At 43.9% G+C, this 24,125-nt stretch carries 18 protein-coding genes; 14 read left to right on the top strand and 4 right to left on the bottom strand.

Annotated features, from left to right (window positions below; all coding sequences use genetic code 11):
* The first annotated feature begins 95 nt into the window (after positions 1–95).
* The 7 genes from FQV26_RS05530 to FQV26_RS05560 all read left to right on the top strand — a co-directional run bounded on the left by FQV26_RS05530 (position 96) and on the right by FQV26_RS05560 (position 12,107).
* Entirely contained in the window at positions 96–725 is a 630-nt protein-coding gene (locus tag FQV26_RS05530; protein WP_186759634.1) for a TVP38/TMEM64 family protein, read from the top strand.
* 76 nt (positions 726–801) lie between these two features.
* The gene (gene addB / locus FQV26_RS05535) at positions 802–4,278 is read left to right on the top strand and encodes a helicase-exonuclease AddAB subunit AddB (protein WP_146556361.1); all 3,477 of its coding nucleotides are present in this window, start codon (positions 802–804) and stop codon (positions 4,276–4,278) included.
* A complete protein-coding gene (addA, locus tag FQV26_RS05540; RefSeq protein ID WP_146556362.1) occupies positions 4,256–7,864 on the top strand; it encodes a helicase-exonuclease AddAB subunit AddA in 3,609 nt (1,202 codons plus the stop codon). Before addB ends, addA begins: the two co-directional genes overlap by 23 nt.
* 10 nt (positions 7,865–7,874) lie before the next feature.
* Entirely contained in the window at positions 7,875–9,053 is a 1,179-nt protein-coding gene (locus FQV26_RS05545; protein ID WP_146556363.1) for a DUF418 domain-containing protein, read from the top strand.
* Between the two features lie 43 nt (positions 9,054–9,096).
* Positions 9,097–9,996: a fumarylacetoacetate hydrolase family protein gene (locus FQV26_RS05550; RefSeq protein WP_146556364.1), complete on the top strand. Its 900-nt coding sequence runs from the start codon at positions 9,097–9,099 to the stop codon at positions 9,994–9,996.
* Positions 9,997–10,064: 68 nt separating this feature from the next.
* Positions 10,065–10,436: a YisL family protein gene (locus tag FQV26_RS05555; protein WP_146556365.1), complete on the top strand. Its 372-nt coding sequence runs from the start codon at positions 10,065–10,067 to the stop codon at positions 10,434–10,436.
* A 207-nt stretch (positions 10,437–10,643) separates the two neighbouring features.
* Positions 10,644–12,107: an alpha-amylase family glycosyl hydrolase gene (locus FQV26_RS05560; RefSeq protein WP_146556366.1), complete on the top strand. Its 1,464-nt coding sequence runs from the start codon at positions 10,644–10,646 to the stop codon at positions 12,105–12,107.
* A 65-nt stretch (positions 12,108–12,172) separates the two neighbouring features.
* Here FQV26_RS05560 and FQV26_RS05565 read toward each other — a convergent pair whose 3' ends face one another.
* The 3 genes from FQV26_RS05565 to FQV26_RS05575 are packed head-to-tail and all read right to left on the bottom strand — an operon-like array spanning position 12,173 to position 15,204.
* Positions 12,173–13,507 (bottom strand): CoA-disulfide reductase, encoded by a 1,335-nt coding sequence (locus tag FQV26_RS05565; protein WP_146556367.1) that lies wholly within the window; start codon positions 13,505–13,507, stop codon positions 12,173–12,175.
* 19 nt (positions 13,508–13,526) lie between these two features.
* Positions 13,527–14,378, bottom strand: a complete 852-nt coding sequence (locus FQV26_RS05570) for a DegV family protein (RefSeq protein WP_146556368.1) — start codon at positions 14,376–14,378, stop codon at positions 13,527–13,529.
* A 19-nt stretch (positions 14,379–14,397) separates the two neighbouring features.
* Entirely contained in the window at positions 14,398–15,204 is an 807-nt protein-coding gene (locus FQV26_RS05575) for a Cof-type HAD-IIB family hydrolase (protein WP_146556369.1), read from the bottom strand.
* 159 nt (positions 15,205–15,363) lie between these two features.
* Between FQV26_RS05575 and FQV26_RS05580 the strand changes: the two genes are divergently transcribed.
* From FQV26_RS05580 to FQV26_RS05590, 3 genes are all read left to right on the top strand, one after another.
* Positions 15,364–16,131 carry a prolyl oligopeptidase family serine peptidase gene (locus FQV26_RS05580; RefSeq protein ID WP_146556370.1) on the top strand — a complete coding sequence of 256 codons (768 nt, stop codon included), beginning with the start codon at positions 15,364–15,366 and terminating at the stop codon, positions 16,129–16,131.
* A 68-nt stretch (positions 16,132–16,199) separates the two neighbouring features.
* Positions 16,200–16,508 carry a metal-sulfur cluster assembly factor gene (locus FQV26_RS05585; protein ID WP_146556371.1) on the top strand — a complete coding sequence of 103 codons (309 nt, stop codon included), beginning with the start codon at positions 16,200–16,202 and terminating at the stop codon, positions 16,506–16,508.
* A gap of 378 nt (positions 16,509–16,886) precedes the next feature.
* Entirely contained in the window at positions 16,887–19,028 is a 2,142-nt protein-coding gene (locus tag FQV26_RS05590) for an ATP-dependent Clp protease ATP-binding subunit (RefSeq protein ID WP_146556372.1), read from the top strand.
* A gap of 29 nt (positions 19,029–19,057) precedes the next feature.
* On the opposite strand, the gene FQV26_RS05595 is transcribed toward FQV26_RS05590, so the two are convergent.
* Positions 19,058–19,243 carry a DUF2929 family protein gene (locus tag FQV26_RS05595; protein ID WP_146556373.1) on the bottom strand — a complete coding sequence of 62 codons (186 nt, stop codon included), beginning with the start codon at positions 19,241–19,243 and terminating at the stop codon, positions 19,058–19,060.
* A gap of 187 nt (positions 19,244–19,430) precedes the next feature.
* Between FQV26_RS05595 and FQV26_RS05600 the strand changes: the two genes are divergently transcribed.
* The 4 genes from FQV26_RS05600 to FQV26_RS05615 all read left to right on the top strand — a co-directional run bounded on the left by FQV26_RS05600 (position 19,431) and on the right by FQV26_RS05615 (position 24,125).
* Complete coding sequence (locus tag FQV26_RS05600) at positions 19,431–20,369, top strand: beta-ketoacyl-ACP synthase III (RefSeq protein WP_146556374.1); 939 nt, start codon at positions 19,431–19,433, stop codon at positions 20,367–20,369.
* A gap of 27 nt (positions 20,370–20,396) precedes the next feature.
* The gene (gene fabF, locus FQV26_RS05605) at positions 20,397–21,632 is read left to right on the top strand and encodes a beta-ketoacyl-ACP synthase II (RefSeq protein ID WP_146556375.1); all 1,236 of its coding nucleotides are present in this window, start codon (positions 20,397–20,399) and stop codon (positions 21,630–21,632) included.
* Between the two features lie 554 nt (positions 21,633–22,186).
* A complete protein-coding gene (locus tag FQV26_RS05610; RefSeq protein ID WP_146556376.1) occupies positions 22,187–23,203 on the top strand; it encodes an ABC transporter ATP-binding protein in 1,017 nt (338 codons plus the stop codon).
* Positions 23,190–24,125, top strand: coding sequence for an ABC transporter ATP-binding protein (locus tag FQV26_RS05615; RefSeq protein WP_146556377.1), 936 nt, complete (start codon positions 23,190–23,192; stop codon positions 24,123–24,125). Before FQV26_RS05610 ends, FQV26_RS05615 begins: the two co-directional genes overlap by 14 nt.

Here is a 24,125-nt window from a genome sequence, read left to right on the forward strand (position 1 = left end):
GTGAAAGAGTGTAAAGTAATTATAATAGCATATCATAAAAAATTTTTATTTTTGAATAGCATTTTAAATATTATATATTTTAAAGGACTGAGCCTATGTCGGAATTTTTTTCCATGGAGAATATTGTTGAATTGACCCAATCCTACCGGGCTTTTGGTCCATTGATCGGTTTTCTATTGCCGTTTATTGAAGCTTTCCTCCCGTTCCTGCCATTGTTCGTCTTTGTCTTTGCCAATGCAACGGCCTATGGGCTTTGGTTAGGTTTCCTATTGTCATGGAGCGGTTCAGTAATAGGTGCGTATGCCGTATTTTTATTAATCCGCAAATATGGACGGGCACGTTTTATGAACTTCATGACACGCCATGAAAAAGTGCAGAAGCTGATTCATTGGGTGGAAAGGAACGGATTTGGTCCACTGTTCCTGTTGCTGTGTCTGCCGTTTACGCCTTCTGCTTTAGTAAATTTGGTAGCAGGCTTATCGAATATTCGCAGACATTATTATTTATTGACTGTCATGGCAGGAAAGTTCGTTATGGTCTTCACCATTTCCTTTGTGGGGTATGACTTGCGGGCCCTTTTTACTCAGCCGGTTCGGACAGCCATTGTTATCTTGGTGATCATCCTGCTGTACATTATCGGGAAAATCTTAGAAAAGCGCTTAAATAAAAAAGTCGAAGCAGAATTCCGTCTTGCAAATGAAGAGCGGAAAAAGCAGCGGCAATAACGATTTATAGAATTGGCAATCAATTTATAGAAAAGGTATAATTAGAACAAACGTTCTTATTTGAAGGGGTGATCATGTGTCTTTACGCATTGTATATGGCAGAGCGGGATCAGGGAAAACCCGTTTTGTCCAGGAAGAGATAGTGGACGAGTTAAAGCGACAGGCGGATGGAGATCCGATTTTTCTCATTGTGCCCGATCAAATGTCGTTTTCTACCGAGTATCGCCTTTCTGCGGCATATGGCATGAATGGCATGATCCGTGCGCAGGCAGTTACTTTTAAACGGTTGGCTTGGCGTGTTCTGCAGGAAGTAGGGGGCATCAGCAGGAAAGAAGTGGATACGTTCGGCTACCGCATGTTGATTCGCAGTCTGCTTGAAGAACATCGTGAAGAGTTTCAGTTGTTTCGCAGAGCGGCCGGTAAAAGAGGCTTTACAGACCAGGTCGAACAATTGGTGAAAGAATTTGCCCGCTACTGTGTAGATTGTGGAGAATTGAACTCAATCCGTTCTTCCTTGGCTGGAGCCGGAGCACCAAAAACGCTGCTCGACAAAGCAGGGGATCTGGAACTGATCTTGACCGAAATCGAAAACAGGTTGGGTAAAGTCTTTGTAGATTCTGAAGGCCACCTGGCTTTGTTGAGTGAGAAAATTCCATACTCAGAGTTGATCAAATCCGCGACAATTTATATCGATGGTTTTGTTACTTTCACAGCAAGAGAGTATGAAATCCTCTTTGAATTGATGAGGCATGCCAAATCGGTGACAATTGCGTTGCCGATGGACAACCACACAAACCCGAACGATGAACAAGCTCTATTCTATCAGTCCGCCAATACAGCTCGCCGGTTAAGTGAACAAGCTGCAAAAGAGGGAATCGATGTTGACCATCCGGTTCATCTCGCAGATCCGCGCAGATTTACGAATCCGGAATTGGAGCATGTAGAGCGGCATTTTGACGATTACCCGACCAGAAAAATTCAAGGCCAGAGAAATGTCTCCCTGGTAGAGTCTTCGAATAGAAGAGCTGAAATGCATGCAGTGGCTCGAAGCATCAGAGATCAAGTGAGAAAAGGACTTCGTTACAATGAAATCGCAATCCTGTATCGCCAGCCTGAAATTTATGATGAATTGATCAATACCATTTTACCGCAATACGATATTCCTTATTTCATTAGCCAAAAAAAATCAATGCTGCATCATCCCCTTATTGAATTCAGCCGCTCAGTCCTTGAAGCAGCAGTCTCCAATTATTCCTATGAATCTGTCTTCCGGGCAGTGAAGACGGATTTGTTCTTTCCGCAGGGACCTGTCTCCAAATGGCGGGAGCGAAGCGATTTGCTGGAAAACTTCGTTATTGCCAATGGCATATACGGGGAACGGTGGTTTGAGGAAAAACGTTGGTTCTATAAAAAATACAGGGGCCTGGAATTCCATACGTCGATCCAGACGGATGAAGAACTTGCTGCACAAATGGAACTACATGCTGTCCGGGATTTAATCCGAGAACCTTTAGCTGAGTTGCAGGAACAACTAAAACTCGGAAAAACAGGAAGAGATATAGCGGAAGCACTATTCCTGTTCGTGGAGAAAATGAATGTCTATGCGAAGATACAAGATTTAAAAGAACGGGAAGAAAAAGAACATCGCTTGTTGGCTGCTACAGAACATGAACAGGCCTGGAACCAATGGGTGGGGGTCCTGGATCAGTTCGTGCTGATGTTCGGAGAAAAGGAAGTCGATTTGGCGACGGCAGTGAAAATCCTGGATGAAGGATTCGAAACGCTGGAATTTTCCCGTATTCCGCCTTCTCTGGACCAAATCACCGTATCTAAAATCGATTTGGCGCGCTTGATGGATATCAAATCAGTTTTTGTCATCGGAGCCAATGACGGGGTGCTGCCAAAACGGATAGAGCCGGAAGGGATTTTAACCGATACGGACCGGGAGTGGTTTGCACAGATCGGTTTTGAACTGGCCCCCACTTCAAAAATGCGGTTAATGGATGAAACGTATATGGTGTACCGGGCATTTACTTCCGCTTCAGATTTGCTGACGGTATCATTTCCGATCGCAGATGAAGAAGGAAAGGCTTTACTGCCATCTCTATACATCCAAAAATTGAAGGATATGCTGTCAATCGATACCGTTTCTGCCGTCATCGATCCCGAGGAGTTGTTAACTACATCTCCAATGGCTTATATTTCCCATCCGCGGGCAACACTTGCTTACCTGACCTCACAGATTCGGGGCGGTGACTTATCAGCCGAGTGGCGTGCCGTTTTGAATTATTATGATGAAGACCCGTTTTGGTCTTCTGTTATCAAACGCATTCTAGCGCCCATCAAACCCAATATAGCGGATACGCTGCGTCAAGATATTGCCGAACCTCTATATGGGACACCGATATCTTCCAGTGTGTCACGCGTTGAAACTTATTACGGCTGTCCATTTGCGCATTATGTTGCCTACGGCCTGCGTCTGGAAGAGCGAAGCCATTACAAGTTGGCTGCTCCAGCTATGGGCGACCTCTTCCATGCAGCGATTAAATGGATATCGGACGAAGTTCTGAGACTCGGTGTATCGTGGTCATCCCTAACGCGAACACAATGCCAAAACTTGGCGAAAGAAGCCATAGAGCAGTTGTCGCCTTATTTCGTCAATCATATTTTGATCAGTTCCCATCGCTACCGCTATATCCAGCATAAACTGGAAGGGATCATTCGGCAGACTGCATTTATGCTCAGTAAGCATGCCAAAGTATCCGGGTTTGTGCCGGTTGCATTGGAAGTCGGTTTTGGACCGAAAGAAACGATTCCGCCACTTGATATTCCTTTAAAAAACGGTGGTAAAATGAATGTGCGCGGCCGGATTGACCGGATTGATTCGACTGAAATCCATGGCAAGCCGTATTTGCGTGTCGTTGATTACAAATCATCGAAACAAGGACTCGATCTAAGCAATGTCTATCATGGCTTGTCTCTCCAGACGTTTACGTATCTGGATGTGGCACTGACCCACTCTGACCGTTGGCTTGGGGAGGAGGCGGAACCTGCTGGTGTGCTTTATTTCCATATGCATAATCCAATGCTGAAGCTGACGAAACTAATGACAGCGGAAGAATTGGAAGAAGAAATGGCCAAGTCTTTTAAAATGAACGGCTTGGTCGTGGAAGATCCTGAAGTCATCCAGGCAATGGATGAAGGAATCGATGGCTATTCGAATGTCATACCAGTCAGACTCAATAAAAGCGGCACTGTGTCCGCTTCCCAATCGAAAACGGTAGTTAAAGAAGATATGCAAGCCATACGCCGATTTGTGCGTAGCAAGCATCAAAATGCCGGTAATGGCATTCTGGAAGGCAATACAAGTATCACGCCTTATAAAGTGAAAGAAGATACACCCTGCCAATTCTGTTCTTACCGTTCTGTATGCCAATTTGATCCGGCAGATCCGGAACAAAGTTATCGTAAACTACCGGCTCTTTCACCGGATAAAGCAGTAGAATTGATCAGAAAGGAGACGGCCGAAGATGATACCGAAAAAACCGATTGATGCCACGTGGACTGATGAGCAATGGCTGGCAATTTGGGCAAAAGGACAGGACATGCTCGTGTCAGCAGCAGCCGGCTCAGGGAAAACAGCTGTCCTGATCAATCGGATGATTGAAAAGGTGTTAGCTGAAGAAGATGCCATTTCAGTGGATGAATTGTTGGTCGTTACTTTCACCAATGCATCAGCTGCAGAAATGCGTCACCGGATGTCCAATGCGCTTGAAAAAGCCGTTGCTGAAAATCCTGATTCAACCCATTTAAGAAAACAATTGCGCCTGATCAATAAAGCCCAAATTTCCACGCTGCATTCTTTCTGTCTGCAGGTAGTAAAACAATATGCTTATTTGCTTGAAATTGATCCTGGTTTTCGGATAGCCGGTGATACAGAAGCGGCTTTGCTTCGGGATGATGTCCTCGAAGCGGTGCTTGAAACCGCTTATGAAGGAGAAGGAGCAGATGCGGTATACCGGCTGGCGGACAGCTTCACTTCCGACCGCAGCGACCAGGCGATGGAAGTGCTGCTAAGTAAGCTTTATGATTATTCGCGTGTTCATCCCGACCCGGAAGGATGGCTGCAGCAGGTACCAGCGTTATATGACGTACCCGAATCTGCGGCCATCGACGATCTGCCGTTTATCGGTGATTTGAAATTGACGATACGCCATGCTTTAGAAGAAGCGCTGCAATTGACGCTTGAAGGACAACAATTGGCTTTGCAGCCCGATGGACCGGCCATGCTTGAGGGTACTTTCAAGACCGATGCCGAAGTGATCCTAGCGGCGATCTCTTCATTGGAAGCTTCCTGGGATAGTCTCTATGCTTTTTCAAAATCATTCAAGTTCGAAAAAGCTGCGACTATCCGGAAGGATTCCTGCGATCCTGAGATTGCAGAAGAAGCGAAGGCAATACGCAATGAAGTGAAGAAGATCGTCACTGGTCTGTTTGATGCCTATTTTACGCGTTCACCGAAGAGGCTTCTCGATGAAATGCGTGAAATGGCACCGTTGATGAAAACTTTAGTTGAGCTGACACAGCTGTTTGCCGATCAATATAAAACGCTGAAGATCGACCGGGCGTTGGTCGATTTCTCTGATCTGGAGCATTATGCCCTAGAAATTTTATCGGATGATGGCAAACCTTCAGCTATTGCTAAAGAATACCAAGATCAGTTTAAGGAAGTATTGGTGGATGAGTATCAGGACACCAATTTGCTGCAGGAAACCATTTTGAATCTTGTGAAGTCCGGAGATGAATACGACGGAAATCTGTTCATGGTGGGTGACGTCAAGCAATCGATTTATCGCTTCCGGCTCGCTGAACCAATGCTTTTTTTAGGAAAGTATTCCCGGTTCCGCCATGATGCGGAGAATACGGGTCTGCGCATCGATTTGAATGCAAATTTCAGAAGCCGTAAAGAAATACTGGACGGCACCAATTATATTTTCTCGCAGATTATGGGAGAACGGGTAGGGGAAATTGACTACGACGAAGCGGCTGCATTAAAAGCAAAAGCTCCTTATCCTGAACAGCAAATTCCGATTGAACTCGCTTTAATACATGAACCGGATACTGAAGAAGAAGCAGCAGATGAAGATCTGGTGAAATCCCAGTGGGAAGCACGATATATCGCCAATAAAATTAAAGAAATGATGGAGCAGGAAGTGCTTGTGCACGATCCCTGGACACAACAGCAACGGAAACTGGAATACCGGGATATTGTCGTCCTGATGCGTTCCATGACATGGTCAGGAGACTTTGTGGACGAATTCAAAATGGCTGGGATTCCTTTGTATGCTGAATTGACCGGCGGTTACTTTGATGCACTTGAAGTGATGATCATGCTCAATACCTTGCGTGTCATCGACAATCCTTATCAGGACATTCCACTTGCTTCGGTTTTGCGTGCGCCGTTTATTGGCTTGAAAGAAAATGAGTTGGCTGAGATTCGTTTAGCTGCTCCTCAAGCGTCGTTTTACGAAGCAGTGAAAACCTTTATGCGTGCTGGTACAGGAATTGATCCAGCCGCCGCTGAAAAACTGCAGCGTTTTGTGCTTCAGTTGGAAGGATGGAGAAACCAAGCACGCCGGGGGTCACTGGCGGAGTTGATTTGGCAGGTTTATCTGGATACGAATTATTATGAAATGGCCGGAGCTATGACCAATGGCAAGCAGCGCCAAGCCAATTTAAGGGCTTTGCATGACCGTGCGCTGGAATATGAAAAAACTTCTTTCCGTGGACTGTTCCGCTTTTTGCGTTTTATCGATCGCATGCGTGAGCGCGGCGATGACCTAGGAACCGCCAAATCGCTCAGTGAAAAAGAAAATGTCGTGCGGCTCATGACAGTCCATAAATCAAAAGGACTTGAGTTTCCCGTGGTTTTCTTTGCCGGTACGGGCCGTTCTTTTAATGAAATGGATTTTAGAAAGTCATATCTGTTCGACCAGGACTATGGGTTGGCCGTCAAGGCGGTCAATCCGGATACACGGATTGAATATACCTCTCTGCCATTCCTTGCTGTTAAAGAAATGAAGCAGCTGCAGATGAAAGCGGAAGAGATGCGGGTATTGTATGTAGCGATGACACGGGCAAAAGAACGACTGTATTTGACGGCTTCAGTAAAAGAAATCGATAAGCTCTTTGAAAAGTGGAAAGTCGGAACACGTGATGTCCGTCTGCCCGACTTCATGCGATCGCGTGCAAAAGGTTACTTGGATTGGATTGGTCCGGCCGTGGCGAGACATCCAGATGCTGCTGATCACCTAAATCTTAATGGCAATGTTCTCGCGCATTCCTCTCGCTTCCATATCGAAATCATTGAATCCCCGTCTTTGCTTCAAGGTGCAGTGAATTTGGAAGAATTACTGAAAGTGGATGATTTGGACGAAGATTATCAGCAGCTGGTCAATGAGCGCTTCAATTACCAATATCCGCACCAGCGGACTGTTGAAAAACGTTCTAAGCAATCCGTAACCGAAATGAAAAGGCTGCAGATGCTGCAGCGTCTGGATGAGCCCGAATCTTTCATTCAAACGGCAAAATCCGAAAGACCTTTGTTGCTGCATCGTCCCGATTTCATGATGGACAAGCGCTTATCAGCAGCTGATGTAGGAACAGCAGTGCACGCAGTCATGCAGCACATTCCATTGGACCGTACGATGAATGCCGCAGAAATAAAAGAATTCATCGAGACGCTGGTTGGGATGGAAGTTCTTTCGGCAGATGAAGGAAAAGCGGTAAAGGTGAAAGAGATAGAATACTTTTACGCCAGTGACACGGCAGCCCGTCTTCGTTCGGCGAAAAGTATTAAGCGGGAAGTTCCGTTCACATACGCTAAAGCGGATGAAGATGGAGATCATCAGATCATCCAAGGAATCGTCGATTGCCTGTTCGAAGAACAAGACGGATGGGTTCTGCTCGATTACAAGACGGATCGGGTGTCACATCTCAGTGAAGTTGAATCGGAAATGGCTGAGCGCTATGGTGTCCAGTTGTCTGTCTACCAGGAAGCCGTGGAGGCGATCCTGCATATCCCGATAAAAGAAAGATTGCTGTTTTTGTTTGCGGCCAGCAAAGAAGTGATTATCTAGGAGGAGTATTTTGAACATAGAGCCGGTTTCTTTAAATGAACGAGTACAAGCCATAGATTTGATGAGAGGGTTTGCGTTATTTGGTATATTGATCATCAATATGCTGGCTTTCCATTCACCTTTATCCTATATCGATCCCTATAAATGGTTTGATGGAAAGATCAATGAAGGAATCTACTTATTCATCGATGTATTCATCCAAGCCAGTTTCTACCCATTGTTTGCAATGTTGTTCGGCTATGGACTCGGCATGCAATTCCTGCGTGCAGAAGCCAAAAATCAGCCTTTCATGCCGCTAGCTCTTAAACGTTTACTCGTTCTGCTGCTGTTCGGCATCATCCATGCTTTTTTGATTTGGTATGGAGATATTTTGATCACATACGCTATCATGGGATTTTTGCTGCTCGGCATGATCCGGCTCCCGTCGAGCTGGCTTATGGCGTTTGCCGGCATCATTTATGCCGTTCCGCATTTGTTGCTATTGGGCATCATGTTCATAGCAGCTGCAGCTGATCCGAATATTTACGTAGGCTATATGGAAATAGAGAATTCAATTCAATCTTACCAGTCAGGAAGTTTCGCGGAAATCTTTAGCCAGCGATTGACTGATTGGACCTATAGCAATAATTTGGTCAACTACATTATTCTAATTGCTACTATCCTGCCATTCCTGATGATCGGAGCGGCCGCTGCAAAATGGCGGCTGATCGAACAGACGCAGGAAAAGCGTAAGTTGTGGCTGATTTTGGCCATTGTTCCATTGTTGATCGGTCTGCTTCTGAAATCCGGACCTTTTTTAATTGACCCGAACTACGCTTTTGTTTATTTACAGGATATTTTCGGAGGGCCGCTTGTAGCTGTTGGCTATGCGGCTATCATTGCTTTGCTGGCTCAGAAAACAAGCATGCAGAAGTTGCTTTCTCCCATTGCCAAGGTGGGGCGTATGTCATTGACGACCTATATTACACAATCCGTATTGGCGACTCTAATTTTCTATTCTTACGGTTTTGGGTTATATGGACAAGTGGATTTGCTGACAGGAACATTGATAGCCATCGGAATTTTTGTGATTCAGCTGATTTTTGCTGAACTTTGGTTTGAAAAATTCTCAAGAGGTCCACTTGAAATTGTCTGGAGAAAATGGACATATGGAAATAAATTCGAAAAAACTAACAATTCAAAACTCTGAATGTGTATAATGAATTCAATCAAAGAAAAGGAGTGTTTGACGAATGAAGCTGTTATCATTTCGCTATGAAGGAAAAGAAGGGTTTGGACCGAAAGTTAAAAAGGAAGAAGCTGTTTGGGATCTGATCGCTATTCAACAGCAATTAGAGGTCTTGCCTGCTTTCCCTGAAAAATTGATTGAGGGAATCCCGCAAGGAATGGAGTTTGTTGAACAAATTCGTAAATTAACGGAAGCCGCAGTCCAATCTGACCGCTCTGAGGAATTCAAACACTCTTTTTCAGAAATTGAATGGTTAGCCCCAATTTCAAGAACACCTAAAAATATTATCTGCATCGGTAAGAATTATGCAGATCACGCAAAAGAAATGGGCGGAGAGGCTCCTGTAGATTTGGTGGTTTTCACCAAGTCGCCTACTTGTATTTCCGCAGACGGAGCAACAGTTCCTGTTCACAGTGACGTGACCGATTCCTATGATTACGAAGGGGAACTGGCTGTGATTATTGGGAAGGCCGGCCATAAAATTCCGAAGCAGATGGCTTATGATTATGTTTTTGGCTACACCATCGCCAATGATTTAACGGCACGGGATCTTCAGAGTAAGCATCAGCAATACTTTCTTGGAAAAAGTCTGTCTGGATCATGTCCATTAGGGCCATATATCGTGACAAAAGATGAAATTCCACAATCGCAGAACCTATCGATTGTGACAAAAGTGAATGATGAAGTTCGCCAGAATGGCAATACAGAGAATATGATCCGCCGTGTGGATGACCTCGTAGCGGAAGTGTCGAAGTACGTGGCGCTTGAACCAGGTGATGTTCTGCTCACAGGTACACCCGCTGGCGTCGGAAAAGGGTTTAATCCACCGAAGTTCTTGAAAGCAGGGGATACTGTTAAAGTATCAATTGAATCCATCGGAACCCTCGTCACATATTTGTCATAAGATCTGCACCCTTTTTCTCCTCTGGTTTGTGATAAACTGGAAAGGACTTTATTAGAAGAGGTGAGCTTTTGAGCATTTTTACAGAAACTACACATTTACACATTACGACATGGGTCATTGCCGTCATTTTATTCTTGGTTGCAGCATTCATGCAGCGTGACAGCAAAGGCCGAAAAATCCTGCACATGGTCTTGAGATTATTCTACGTCTTGATCATCATTACAGGTCTAACTTTGTTCATCGAATGGTCTGCTTCAGATCCGATGCTATACGGCATCAAATTCCTATTGGGCGTATTGACAATCGGAATGATGGAAATGGTCTTGGTCCGTTCGAAAAAACAAAAACCGGTTACCATGTTCTGGGCATTGTTTGCAGTTTTCCTATTTGCTACGATGTTTGTCGGATTTATGCTTCCAATCGGATTGGAATTCTTTTAAGTTAAAAAAGGCAGGTGCTTTCAGCACCTGTCTTTTTTTCGTCTTAGCGGGATTGCTGCTTGCGCTTTTCTAATGATTTTCACAGTTTAGACGAAACTCGGAGAAGACATTCGGGAAACGTCAACTTAACATAGCGGCGGTAGCTGGAGTTTGATAAAATGAATCGGGTGGAATGCAATAACAACCTCATTGAAGGAGGATTTTAGATTGAAGGTAAAATGGATTATAAGCATTATAACAAGCGTGCTGTTGCTGACACTCGTCAATCCAGCCTTTGCTGCAGACGAACGGGAACTTAAAGATGAGCTCATCTATGATACGCTGGTTGACCGTTATTTCAATAAAAAGATTGATAATGATTATGAAGTGAATGCATTAGACCCCGCTGCTTTCAATGGCGGTGATTTTGATGGCATGGCCAGTGAATTATTATTTGTGAAAGAAATGGGATTTACTGCCCTTTCAATAGGACCTGTATTTTCGACTGGTACATATGACGGAAAAAGTGTGCTGGATTATACTGAATTCGAGCGCCATTTCGGAACGGATGAAGAATTTGCGGCGTTAGTGGCTGAAATTCATGATCAGAAAATGAAAGTGATTGTGGATATTCCAACTCAGCAAGTAAATGAAAATCACGTATGGGCAAATGACAACCCAGAGTGGTTCACAGAAAACGAAAATGGCAGCCTAGCTCTGGATACAGCTAATCCGGAAGTGCAGCAAGCTCTAATCTCAACCTTTACAGATTTCATCGAAACGTATGAAATTGATGGTTTCCGGCTGCAAAATTCAGATCAGTTGGACCCTTCATTTGTCAGTCGTTTTTCTGAAGCCATAAAAAACGTGCGAAACAGCTATATTCTAAGCGACCGGGAAATGGGAGATGTACCTGGATTTGATGCAGTGGTTCTCCCAGGTGTAGAAGAAACTTTGCGCGAGGGTTATAAGAATTTTGATCAGGACCTGACCGAGGTCTCCTCTATAATGGAACAAAGTGAAGGTAAGATTATTCAAGTTGACTCGTTAACAGGCTCGCGTTTTACAGCAGATGTTGTAGAGGCCAGTGGATTTCCGCCGACCCGATGGAAGCTGCTATTGACCCAACTGCTGACCATGCCTGGAATTCCGGTTGTTCAATACGGTTCAGAATCAGCAATGAATGGCACAAAACTGCCTGAATCGCACCAAATTCTGGATATGGCAGTAGACAAAGAGCTGGTCGAGCATATCACGAATTTGACTTCATTGCGAAATTCATCTGAGGCATTGCGAACAGGTGAATTGGAAGTCCTTCATGACGAGGATGACTGGCTTGTCTATAAACGTTCGAATGATGAAGAGACCTGGATCATCGCTATTAATAACTCTTCTTCGACAAAGAATATTAGTTTGTCGGCTGACGTTATTGGCGAAGGACAGGAATTGCGTGGTTTGTTTGAAAGTGACATTGTCCGTCAGGAAGACAGCGGGGAATATCGTGTGACGCAGGACCGTGAAATTGCGGAAGTTTTCCATGTTACGGAAGAAACCAAACTTAACTCTGCTTACATTGCCACTCTTGTCATCATGTATCTTGTGTTTATGCTGTTCCTTTGGATTGTATGGCGCAAAGGCAAACAGCGAAAAGCAGATGCAGCAAAACAAAGAGCCAGTGAAAAAACTGTATAATCGTTTGGACACGAAAACAGGAAGAGAAAGCGGTATGCTTTTCTCTTCCTGTTTTTAATTTGGCATTATTTATGGATGGCCTTATAGCCAATCATGTTGATTGGATCTTTAGGTGAAGAGTAGGGCGGGGCATAGCAAAGCTCCAGCGCTTGTAAATCGTCAACTGTCAATCCGCCGTAAATGGCCGTAACGATTACATCTATTCGCTTATCTACTCCTTTGCCCCCAATGCATTGCGCTCCCAGAATCTTTCGGGTCAGCGGATCGTAATGGACTTTCAATGTAATTTTAGCATGGTCAGGATAGTAACCGGCATTCGAGTTTCCAATATGAGTGACTGTCGCAGCGGACAGCTTCTTGTCTTTGATGGTATGTTCGTTCAACCCGGTCATGGCAGCAGTCAACGAGAAGATTTTTAAAACAGATGTACCAAGCAAACCTTTTTTACCTAAGGCGTTGCCAGTCAAGTGCCGTGCAACGATAAAGGCCTGCCGGTGGGCTGGCCAAGCAAGTGGCACTCTTTTGGGATCTCCTGTTACCATGTCGAAATTCTCAGAAGCATCGCCAATGGCATAAATTGACGGGTCAGTTGTCTGCATATATTCATTGGTTTGGATGCCGCCGGTTTCCCCAATTTTCAGGCCTGCTTGTAGGGCAAGCTCCGTATTGGGCCTCAAGCCGATGCTCATAATAATGAAATCGGCTTGCAGCTCAATGCCATTCGATAAGCTGACGGTCTTGCCTTCAGTTTTTTTGATCGTCGTACCAGTGAGCAATTTGACGCCTTGAAGCGCCAATTCTTTCTCAATGATCAGCGAGATATCAGAATCCAAAATGGACATGATGGTCGGTGATTTATGAACCAATGTCACATCCAGGCCAATATTTTTCAGATTTTCAGCCATTTCAAGGCCAATGAATCCTCCTCCTGATACCAAGCATCTTTCGGGCTTTTCAGACTTAATAAACTGATCAATCCGCTGCATGTCCTCAAAATTCCGCAAAGTGAAAACTTTTGAGGAATCGAGCCCTTCGACTTTTGGGACGATGGCGGAACCGCCAGGAGCCAGAATCAACGAATCATAAGACTCCTGAAATTGTTCATCAGTTTCCATATTCCGGACTAGAACTGTCTTAGCTTCTCTGTCGATCTTCAGCACTTCATGTCGCAACTTAACATCGACGTCACGCTTTGCCTTAAATTTTTCGGGGGTTGTCATAATAATGGATTGTTCATCTTCAATCACATCGCCAATGACATATGGCGTTCCGCATGCCGCATAAGACATGGTTGAATCGCGGTCGAATACAACAATACTTGCATCCGGATCGTAATACCGAATTTGTCCAGCGGCTGTAGCACCGCCGCCAACTGCGCCAATAATGACTATTTTTTTCATAAGCAGCTCAGCTCTTTCCTTATTCAATTTTGTTGAAGAAGAATAAAGCCAAAGTTCCAGGTCCTGTGTGCGCTGCAATGACAGAGCCAATCATATGGACTTCGACCTTTTGGGGATGGAAGTTTTCCTCAATTTCCTGTTTTAGGACATTGGCAAACTCTTCATCATCGCCATGGCTGATGGCAATGGTTTGCTGATCAAATTGGGACCCGCGTTCTTCCATTAATTCAATCATGCGTTTTACGACTTTCTTGCGTCCGCGCAATTTTTCGATCGGCACCAATTTGCCGTCTTCTACATGTAGCAAGGGTTTAATATTCAGTAGACCGCCTACAAAAGCACTTCCTTTGGAAATGCGCCCGCCTTTGGCCATATAATCGAGGTCTTCCACCGTAAAGAGGCTTTCCAGATGTTCAGCCATAAAATGTGTTTTCTCGATAATTTTTTCCAGGGGATGTCCTGCATTACGCATTTTTGCGGCTTCTTGTACTAAAAGACCATAGCCGAGCGAAGCGGCTTTCGAGTCGAATATCGTCAGCTTTAAATCAGGATAGTCTTCTCGAACCTGGTCTGCCACCATAACTGCTGTACTGTAAGTACCGGAAAGTTCAGAAGAAAAGGCGATGTAATAACCTTCATCGCCATCTTTTGCAAGCTGTTCAAAAGCAGACAACATTTCCTCGGGTGAAACCTGGGACGTCTTAGGATGGTTGCCCGCACGGATGGTATCAAATACTTTAATAGATTGAATCCCTCTTATGTCTTCGTAGTCCTGGTCTCCAATGTGAACGCGAAGTGGAAATAAAACAACATCTTCGTTTTCAAAAAAATCCTTTGGCAGGTCTGATGCACTGTCAGCAAATAATCTCATACTTTATCCCCCTTTTTACTTACAGTTTCAATCGGTCAATCAGCAGTTCGGCGATGCCGTCTTCATTATTGTTTAAGGTAATTTCATTGGCAATAGTTTTCAGCGGGTCGATGGCATTGCCCATAGCTACGCCGACTCCTGCAAAATCAATCATTTCCAGATCATTGTCCTCGTCTCCAAAAGCGATAATGTTTTCTCTCGGAATGCCAAGTGATTTGGACACGCGATCTAGTCCGACAGCTTTGCTCATGCCGCTTTTAACAATCTCAATAACATGCCAAGGAGCTCCCCAACGACGGTGGTCAATCACTTCAGCGTGAACAGAGGACAGGTGATCATGAATTTCCTGTACCCGTTCATAGGGGGCGTGGATCAAAATAGATGTCGGGTCAGTCTTTAAGTAATTCCGTAAATCTCCAGTTGTAATGTTAGGGTCGCCGAATCGGAAAATATCCATTAACTTTTCATCATGATGATGGACATAGACATCATCCAACACTTCAGCCACAATATTATGGAAATCATAATCATGCATAGACTCAACCACTTCGTGAACGACGTCCAACCCGATTGGTGTATGGTGCATTCCCCAATGCTGATTTTGTGGATGGTGAACAAATGCACCGTTAAAGTTAACGATAGGTGTCGTCAATCCCAATTCTTTATAATAGGTTTCACTTGAGCGGTATGGACGGCCGGTGGCGATCATCACCTCATGTCCTGCTTCAAGTGCTTTATTTAAAGTTAGTTTGGTTTTAGGTGAAATGACTTTCTGATCGGTTAATAATGTTCCATCCAAATCAAGAACGATTAAATGCTGTTTCATAAATAGCCGACTCCTTTCTATATAGTACTAGTGTAGCGATAATGCAAGGGTTTCGTCAAAAAATCTTAAGCAAATCAAAATACTTTTATTGGAAACCGGTTGGTGTTTGCCGGATAACCTGAACATTGGTAGGATTAATCATGAAGGAAGTGACATCAAATGAGAGTTGAACGACAAATATGGGGGCATATTCCATTGCTTCATATAACTCCGAACGAAGACATAGAGGCACCATTGCCAACAGTAATTTTCTTTCATGGCCATATGAGTGCCAAGGAACACAATCTCCATTACGCCTATCAATTGGCTGAAAAAGGACTGCGTGTAATATTGCCGGACGCGCATCTTCACGGGGAACGAAGTGAAGGACTGGATGGAGTTCAAATAAGTTTGCGTTTTTGGGAAATCGTACTGACGTCAATTGAGGAACTGTCGTTTTTGCATGAAGAAATACATAAGCAAGGTCTGGCAGTTGGAGAGCCCGGAGTAGGCGGCACTTCCATGGGCGGAATTACCACTCTGGGAGCGATGGCCGTTTATCCATGGATCAGAGCGGCTGCAGTTATGATGGGCGCGGGAAATTACGTGGAATTGGCACAGGCTCAAATGACCCAATATGAATCGAGAGGTTTCCAGTTGCCAATCAGCTTAGAGGAACGTCAGCAGATGCTTTCGACCTTGGCTATGTTCGACAGCGAACGGAACTTGACGAAATTTAATGGGAGACCGGTTTATTTCTGGCATGGAGAACAGGATGTGACGGTCCCGTTTGAACCAACTTATCGGCTGTTCAAAGACTTGAAGAAACAATACGAAGCCGTTCCAGACAACATAGTCTTTAAGCGGGAAAGAGAAGTAGGACATGCAGTGAATCGAAGCGGAATGCTTGAAGCTACTGAATGGCTGGCTAAACATCTTGCCGAGTAAGCGTGTCAATTTCATTTCCGAAGAAAGTTTGTTAAGATGGTACTACTAGTAAAAAGGAGGGATTCTGAATGGATCAAGATATGAAAGACAGCATGATGGGCGCCTTAGAAACGGTAATCGATCCTGAACTGGGAGTCGATATTGTCAATCTGGGCCTTGTTTACGATGTAATGGTTACAGAAGATGGTTTTGCAGTGGTTACGATGACCTTAACATCAATGGGTTGCCCTATGGGACCTCAAATTGTGGAAATGGTTAAATCTGCGTTGTATGAGCTACCTGAAGTGGAAGAAGTCGATGTAAAAATCGTCTGGCAGCCGGTATGGGGCAAAGACCATATGTCACGTTACGCAAAAATGGCGCTAGGCGTCCGTTAATCAATAGTCGAAAAGCCTTGCTGGAATTTATTCCGGCAAGGCTTTTTTAATACTTGTTAAACATACTATTTGAATAAATTTTACTTTGCTTTGATCTTATGCAAACCATATTCGCTAAAACATATGTCTCTGAGTGCTAAGCGAGCTTTGCGGCGAAGTGACGTGTCCAAGTGTGAGACTTCGAAAAGCCATATGCGGACGAGCCGACCATAGAAAGCGTCTGACTAGAGCGTTTTCTTAAAACTTGATCTTTTAATGGTTTAGAACATAAGGTTGAAACCTCAAATACTTGGACCATAATAATTGCTTATTGCTGAAATTTTGACTATAATTTAATTAGTCAAAGATAGTCAAACTAATTGAGAGGTGTGGTTATTTATGGTTCAATTCCCGAATAACACAGAACAAAAATCCCCATTGGAACAGTTTGGCCGCAATATGGTAGAACAGGCGCAATCAGGGAAAATGGATCCGGTCATCGGAAGAGATCAGGAAATCCGCAATGTCATCCGCATTTTATCGCGAAAAACAAAAAATAATCCAGTGCTGATCGGTGAGCCGGGCGTCGGTAAAACAGCAATTGTCGAAGGGTTAGCACAGCGCATCGTCCGGAATGATGTACCGGAAGGCTTAAAAAACCGTACAATATATGAACTCGATATGAGTGCCTTGATTGCTGGCGCTAAGTACCGCGGTGAGTTCGAGGAACGTTTAAAAAGTGTTTTAAAACAGGTTAAAGACAGTGAAGGGCAGATCATCCTATTTATTGATGAAATTCATACCATTGTTGGAGCCGGCAAAACCGAAGGGGCAATGGACGCAGGCAATATGCTGAAGCCGATGCTTGCCCGGGGTGAATTATACTGTATCGGAGCGACCACATTGGACGAGTACCGGATGCATATTGAAAAAGATCCAGCTTTGGAACGCCGTTTCCAACAGGTCATGGTACGTGAGCCTTCGGTGGAAGATACGGTTTCCATTTTGCGCGGTTTGAAAGAACGCTTTGAACTGCATCACGCAGTTCGGATTCATGACCGGGCAATTGTAGCTGCCGCTGCTATGTCAGACCGTTACATCACAGAACGCTTCCTGCCCGACAAGGCGATCGATCTGATTGATGAGGCTTGTGCAATGATCCGAACAGAAATTGACTCAATGCCGCAAGAGCTTGATGAAGTGACACGTCGCCTCATGCAGCTTGAAATCGAAGAACAGGCTTTGATGAAAGAAAAAGATGCAGCCAGCAAAACTCGGCTGGACACTTTACGTGAAGAAATTAACGCTTTACGAGAGTCTTCCGCTGGTATGAAAAATCAATGGACAGAAGAAAAAGCGTCGCTGAAAAAAATCCAGGAAAAACGAGAGCAGTTGGATCAATTCCGCCGCCAGTTGGAGGATGCTGAAAATCGGTACGATTTAAATGCTGCAGCTGTACTGCAGCATGGCAAAATACCAGAACTGGAAAAAGAATTGCTGAAGCTGGAAGCGAATCTGGAAAAAGAAGGCGCTGAACGTTTGCTGCGCGAAGAAGTGACTGAAGAAGAAGTTGCAGGAATTGTGGCGAGATGGACTGGAATTCCGGTAACGAAATTGGTGGAAGGCGAGCGTGAGAAATTACTGCGCTTAGGCGAAACCTTAAAAGAACGCGTAATTGGACAGGATCAGGCAGTTGAACTGGTGACAGAAGCAGTGTGGAGAGCCCGTGCGGGAATTAAAGACGAGAGAAAACCGATCGGTTCCTTCATTTTCCTTGGTCCGACAGGTGTCGGTAAAACGGAACTGGCCAAGTCATTGGCTGCCAACCTGTTTGATTCGGAAGACCATTTTATTCGGATTGATATGTCCGAATACATGGAAAAACACAGCGTTTCACGTTTGGTAGGAGCACCTCCTGGATATATCGGCTACGAAGAAGGCGGACAATTAACAGAAGCAGTTCGCCGCAATCCGTACTCAGTCGTGCTGCTTGATGAAATTGAAAAAGCACATCCGGATGTCGCCAATATCCTGTTGCAGATACTGGATGATGGGCGCATTACCGACAGTCAAGGACGGCTGGTCAATTTCTCAAACACGGTCGTGATCATGACCTCGAATATCGGGTCGGCGTACATTAGCGATACAAGCAGCGAACACGACATCGAAGACATTGTCATGAGTGAACTGCGCAAGCATTTCAAACCGGAGCTGTTGAACCGCATCGACGATATCGTCATTTTCCATGCGCTTAACAACACCCATTTCTATGGCATCGCCAAGAAAATGATTGCCGAACTGGCAGCGCGCATCAGTCAGCAGCAAATCAAGTTGACTGTGGACGATTCAGTCATCCGCTATATTGTAGAAGCCGGGACTGATCCAGTATTCGGAGCACGTCCATTAAAACGGTTTATTCAGCGCAATATTGAAACCAATATTGCACGCGAATTAATCAAAGGTGGAATTATCGCCAACTCTGAACTGGAATTGACGATGGACGACAACAAGCAAATTGTTATAAATAAAAAAGAAGCGTAAGCCGAATTCTGGCTTACGCTTCTTTTTTATTAATGTTTTTCAGCAGCTGGACGATCAGGAATGATCGCTGACATGGCAAAGATCAAAATTGAAACCCCAATAGAAATGTAAACGCCGATCATGAAGTCGAAAGGAACGTTTTGAACTGCACTTACCACGTAGTTAACCAATGTAATCAATAAGAATGACCATAAAAATGTTCCAATATATTGCATCTAGTTTCACCTCTACATAGAATATCTAGCTTAATCATAGCATAAGCCTTAACAGACAGAAAGAAAGATTCCAGATAATGAAGATTTTTTGTCGTAAATATGTCAGTTAGTTGAAATTAGCTAGTGGATGCCGTATTATTAATACCAGGTACTAATATATGATGACAATTGAAATGAGGGATATACAATGAATGCTGGAATAATCGGGATGGGCAGATGCCTACCTGAAGATAGGTTAACGAACTTTCAATTAGAGCAGCGCATGGATACGAGTGACGAATGGATCCGAACGATGACAGGCATCGAGGAACGCCGGATTGCTACAGACGATCAGGACACTTCTGACATGGCACGTGAAGCTGCACAAAAAGCGATTGAAGACGCCGGCATAGATCCAGCTGAAATTGGGTTGATCTTAGTGGCGACAGTTACACCTGACCAGCCTTTTCCGTCAATGGCATGTGTGATTCAGCAGGAAATTGGTGCTGTTAATGCTGCAGCCATGGATATTTCAGCTGCATGTGCAGGTTTCATGTACGGAGTTATTACTGCAAAACAATTCATCGATTCTGATGTTTATAAATATGTGTTGGTTGTGGGAGTTGAAAAACTTTCGAAAATCACCAATTGGGAAGACCGCAACACCGCTGTTCTTTTCGGTGATGGTGCCGGAGCTGCAGTAGTGGGGAAAGTGTCAGAAGGAAGAGGGATTCTTTCATTTGAACTTGGCGCCGATGGAACTGGCGGCAAACATCTTTATCAGGACGAGAAAGATCATCTACAGATGAACGGTAGAGAAGTATTCAAATTTGCCGTACGCCAAATGGGTGAATCAGCCATTAATGTAATTGAAAAAGCGGGATTGCAAAAAGAAGACGTTGATTTCTTGATTCCGCATCAGGCAAATATCCGTATTATGGAAGCGTCCAGAGAACGATTGGGCCTTCCAGTAGAAAAAATGTCGAAAACAATTCAAAAATACGGCAACACCTCAGCAGCATCAATTCCAATTTCTCTTGTTGAAGACATTGAGGAAGGCCGAATTAATGACGATGATATCATCGTTATGGTCGGTTTTGGCGGTGGCTTAACATGGGGCGCAATTGCTATGAAGTGGGGCAAATAATCAGGTATGCGAAAGGAAGAAGATAGAATGGAAAATCGCCGTGTAGTTATTACAGGAATAGGTGCAGTAACACCTTTAGGCAATAATATTGAAACAACATGGGAAGCTATCAAAAGCGGTAAGTCCGGAGTCGGTCCTTTAACCAGATTGGATGCAGATTTGTATTCGGCCAAAGTTGCTGCAGAAGTAAATGATTTTTCTATTGAAGAGTATGTTGAAAAGAAAGATGCACGAAAAATGGATCGCTTTACGCATTACGCATTAGCGGCATCCATCATGGCAATGAAAGATGCTGATATCGAGCTTGACGACGATACTGCGTTGCGTACAGGCGTATGGATCGGTTCGGGCATCGGAGGTATGGAGACGATCGAAAGCCAGATGAACGTGTTGAACACAAGAGGCGTTCGCCGTATCAGCCCATTCTTAATTCCAATGATCATTCCGGATATGGCATCTGGACAAGTATCGATTTACTTTGGTGCTAAAGCCATTAACTCTTGTTCTGTCACAGCCTGTGCTTCAGGCACGAACTCGATTGGCGACGCTTTTAAAGTCATTCAGCGTGGAGATGCTGACGTCATGATTTCAGGCGGAGCGGAAGCGCCAATAACTCAGTTATCCGTAGCTGGATTTACAGCCAATACCGCATTGACAACAAATACCGATGCAGCTACAGCTTCTCGTCCATTTGACAAAAACCGTGATGGTTTTGTCATCGGTGAAGGAGCGGGAATCGTTATCCTTGAAGAGTATGAACACGCAAAAGCACGCGGTGCTAAAATCTATGCAGAAGTTGTCGGGTACGGATCTACTGGAGACGCTCATCATATTACAGCTCCAGCAGAAGGCGGAGAAGGTGCAGCCCGTGCAATGGCGCAAGCTTTAGCAGACGCTGGTGTAGAAACAACAGAAGTTGGCTATATCAATGCCCATGGAACAAGTACACCGTATAACGACCTATACGAGACGATGGCTGTGAAAACTGTATTCGGTGAGCATGCCTATAAATTAGGGATGAGCTCGACCAAATCGATGACAGGCCATTTGCTTGGAGCTGCCGGTGGAGTTGAAGCAATTTTTACTGCTTTGGCTTTACAGGAAGGAATTATGCCTCCAACAACAAATTATGAAACACCGGACGAAGAATGTGATTTGGATTATGTTCCAAATGAAGCAAGAAAAGCAGACCTGAAATTTGCGATGAGCAATTCACTTGGGTTCGGCGGGCATAACGCATCACTCGTATTTAAAAAAGTATAATCATTTTCAGGAAATAGCCATCTGCGGTTAAACGACGCAGGTGGCTATTTTATTTCTTATGCTTAAATATAAGGGAATAATACCAGATTTTTATAAAAATTGAAAAAGCTTTCCGGTTTTTGTATATCTTATGGTATTCTAACTACACAGAGCAATAATGTTTAATTATTTGGATGTACAATACAAGTTATATGAATAGTATTTACTAGTGAATTTTTAATTAAAAATTAAAAATTATACCTATTAAAATTATCTGCAGGAACTATTGGTATGGCTGAGTTTTGAATGTAAAAAGTCTATTCCGAATAAGAACACTATTCATAAAATTAAAAAGAATTATTGTTTTTGTAATTTTTTTGTAATAAAATTAATATAACAAACTATTATGCGAAAAAAACATGAATGACGCTAGGAAATGTATAAAAGGTCCGCTTATTGTTTTTAGTTTTTTTTTATAGTTAAAAGTCAGAAAATTGAAAACGAGTTGACGTATTAAAGACTCCGGATCAAGCATTAGACAACTTTAGAACAGATTCATTTTGAGGAGGATAAATGTGAATGATGTTTTGCTGAATATAAAAAATCTAAAAACGTCTTTTAGAATTAAAGATGATTATTACGCTGCGGTCGATGATGTTTCATTAACAGTCAGAAAAAATGAAGTGTTGGCGATTGTGGGCGAATCCGGTTCCGGGAAAAGTGCATTTGCATTTTCTATTATGGGACTTCATACAAGAGCTAAAATTGAAGGGGAAATTGATTACAAAGGCATTGATTTGGCAAAAACAAACGCCAATCAGATGAGGAAATTACGTGGCAATGAAATGGGGATGATCTTTCAGGATGCTCTTTCAGCATTAAACCCCTTAATGGTGGTAGGGGCTCAAATCGATGAAGCAATTTTTCTGCACAATCCGAAAAGCTCTAAGAGCCTGCGAAAAAAGCAGGTCATCAATCTGCTGAATCAGGTTGGCATACCACGGCCCGAAAAAACATACCATCAGTACCCGCATGAGCTGTCAGGCGGAATGCGCCAGCGCATAGTCATCGCTATGGCAATATCGAATCAGCCTGAATTGCTGATTGCGGATGAACCGACGACGGCTCTGGATGTGACGATTCAATCGCAGATCCTGGATTTGATAAAAGAACTGAAGGACACCATTCATGCCGGAATTATTCTGATTACCCACGATTTAGGGGTGGTGGCGGAAATGGCAGACAGAGTGGCGGTCATGTACGCAGGACAAATTGTTGAGATTGCCGATGTGTATACCTTAATGGAAAATCCTCAGCATCCGTATACACGTTCTCTCTTAAATTCGATACCGACATTAAACGATGTGAAAGAAGACCTTCATGTTATAGAAGGGGTTGTGCCATCGCTTCAGAAACTGCCGAGAAGCGGCTGCCGATTCTCGGCGCGAATTCCTTGGATCGACGAATCTGCACATGAAGCTTCACCGGAACTCCATGAAATCAGTCCTGGCCATTTTGTGCGATGCACATGCTATAAGGACTTTTACTTCCCAGAACAAGCCGAGGAGGAGCGCAATTATGTCGCTAATTGAAGTTGAAAACTTGAAAGTTCACTTTCCGGTGCGCGGAGGCGTCTTTCAAACAGTTAAAGATCACGTTCGGGCAGTAGACGGCGTTTCGTTCTCTATTGAACAAGGCCAAACATATGGACTTGTTGGAGAGTCGGGATCAGGAAAAACGACTACGGGCCGTGCAATTATAGGGTTGAATGATATTACTTCAGGAAAAGTGATGTTTGAAGGCAAAGATTTGGCATCCGTCAGTAAAAAAGAGTATATAGATGTACGAAAAGATATCCAAATGATTTTTCAGGATCCATTTTCATCGTTGAATCCCAAAAAAAGAGTGGCCGATATAGTAGCAGAACCGCTTCGCAATTATGAAAATCTATCCGCCACGGAAGAGCGGAGACGTGTTCAGGAATTAATGGAACTCGTTGGGCTCAGTCCAGAAGCCATTTATAAATACCCGCATGAGTTTTCCGGGGGACAGAGGCAGCGGATCGGCATCGCCCGGGCTATTGCATTAAATCCTAAACTAATTATTGCGGATGAACCGGTATCTGCCCTGGACGTTTCCGTTCAGGCTCAGGTATTGAATTTCATGCGTGAAATCCAAAAAGAACTGAACTTAACGTATTTATTCATCAGCCATGACCTAGGCATCATCCGGCACATGTGTGATCATATCGGCATCATGTATAAAGGACGATATGTTGAACATGGAACTGCTGAAGAAATTTTTACCAACCCGCAGCATATTTATACAAAACGTTTGATTGCAGCAATTCCAGACAGCAATCCACGCAATCGGGAAATGCATTACGAAAACCGCAAATTGGTGAAAGCCGAATATGACAGGCTTGAAAACGACTTTTTTGATGACGAAGGTTTGCCTTTCTCGTTAAAATCAATTTCAGCTACCCATCAAGTAGCTTTGCCCGAGAGAGGTTGA

It is taken from the genome of Planococcus sp. CPCC 101016 (genome assembly GCF_007859295.1).
In the GTDB taxonomy this organism is placed as follows: domain Bacteria; phylum Bacillota; class Bacilli; order Bacillales_A; family Planococcaceae; genus Planococcus.

Bases quoted from the DNA above. Each gene is read 5' to 3' on its own strand.
- FQV26_RS05530 (WP_186759634.1), top strand. From the start codon at position 96: ATGTCGGAATTTTTTTCCATGGAGAATATTGTTGAATTGACCCAATCC.
- addA (WP_146556362.1), top strand. From the start codon at position 4,256: ATGATACCGAAAAAACCGATTGATGCCACGTGGACTGATGAGCAATGG.
- FQV26_RS05550 (WP_146556364.1), top strand. From the start codon at position 9,097: ATGAAGCTGTTATCATTTCGCTATGAAGGAAAAGAAGGGTTTGGACCG.
- FQV26_RS05565 (WP_146556367.1), bottom strand. From the start codon at position 13,507: ATGAAAAAAATAGTCATTATTGGCGCAGTTGGCGGCGGTGCTACAGCC.
- FQV26_RS05570 (WP_146556368.1), bottom strand. From the start codon at position 14,378: ATGAGATTATTTGCTGACAGTGCATCAGACCTGCCAAAGGATTTTTTT.
- FQV26_RS05575 (WP_146556369.1), bottom strand. From the start codon at position 15,204: ATGAAACAGCATTTAATCGTTCTTGATTTGGATGGAACATTATTAACC.
- FQV26_RS05580 (WP_146556370.1), top strand. From the start codon at position 15,364: ATGAGAGTTGAACGACAAATATGGGGGCATATTCCATTGCTTCATATA.
- FQV26_RS05585 (WP_146556371.1), top strand. From the start codon at position 16,200: ATGGATCAAGATATGAAAGACAGCATGATGGGCGCCTTAGAAACGGTA.
- FQV26_RS05590 (WP_146556372.1), top strand. From the start codon at position 16,887: ATGGTTCAATTCCCGAATAACACAGAACAAAAATCCCCATTGGAACAG.
- FQV26_RS05595 (WP_146556373.1), bottom strand. From the start codon at position 19,243: ATGCAATATATTGGAACATTTTTATGGTCATTCTTATTGATTACATTG.
- FQV26_RS05600 (WP_146556374.1), top strand. From the start codon at position 19,431: ATGAATGCTGGAATAATCGGGATGGGCAGATGCCTACCTGAAGATAGG.
- fabF (WP_146556375.1), top strand. From the start codon at position 20,397: ATGGAAAATCGCCGTGTAGTTATTACAGGAATAGGTGCAGTAACACCT.
- FQV26_RS05615 (WP_146556377.1), top strand. From the start codon at position 23,190: ATGTCGCTAATTGAAGTTGAAAACTTGAAAGTTCACTTTCCGGTGCGC.